This is a genomic window from Streptomyces lushanensis (assembly GCF_001700515.1).
GTDB lineage: Bacteria > Actinomycetota > Actinomycetes > Streptomycetales > Streptomycetaceae > Streptomyces > Streptomyces lushanensis.
The window spans coordinates 1-603 of sequence record NZ_MAUD01000705.1 but is presented as its reverse complement, the minus strand read 5'-3'; the positions used below and the strand labels follow the sequence as shown (position 1 = coordinate 603).

Here is a 603-nt window from a genome sequence, read left to right as displayed (position 1 = left end):
CGCCGGGGTGAACCGGGCGGTAAGGCCGGGAAGCGCCCGGTATGTACGGGGCGGGCCCGCGGGCACGGCGTGCGGCCGGGCGCGGGAGCGGGAAGAATGCCCGCCGTGATCGTGGACTGTGCCATCTACCGCGACGGACGCCGCACCGACGGCCCCGCCGACTTCTCCGACGCCCTCGACGAGGCGCGCGCCCGGGGCGACGCCTTTCTCTGGCTCGGGCTGCACGAACCGACACAGCACGAGTTCGACCTGGTACGCGACGAGTTCGGGCTGCATCCGCTGGCCGTCGAGGACGCGCTCCACGCGCATCAGCGGCCCAAGCTGGAGGTCTACGACGACTCGCTGTTCATGGTCCTCAAGCCCGTGGAGTACGAGCCGGAGGGCGACACCGTCTCCACCGGCGAGCTGATGGTCTTCATGGGCGACTCCTTCGTGGTGACGGTCCGCCATGGCGGGGGCGCGGCGCTCACGGCCGTACGCCAGCGGCTGGAGGCGGAGCCGGAGGTGCTCAAACACGGCCCCACGGCGGTGCTCTACGCCGTCTGCGACGCGGTGGTGGACCACTACATCGAGGTCGCCGTGGAGCTCCAGGTCGACCTGGAG

Annotated in this window: 1 protein-coding gene; it reads left to right on the top strand. The window is 71.5% G+C overall.

The window, feature by feature from the left end; genetic code table 11:
- Positions 1–96: 96 nt before the first annotated feature.
- Positions 97–603, top strand: a 507-nt coding sequence (locus BFF77_RS32525) for a CorA family divalent cation transporter (protein ID WP_281196680.1), incomplete at its 3' end; no start/stop codon positions are given.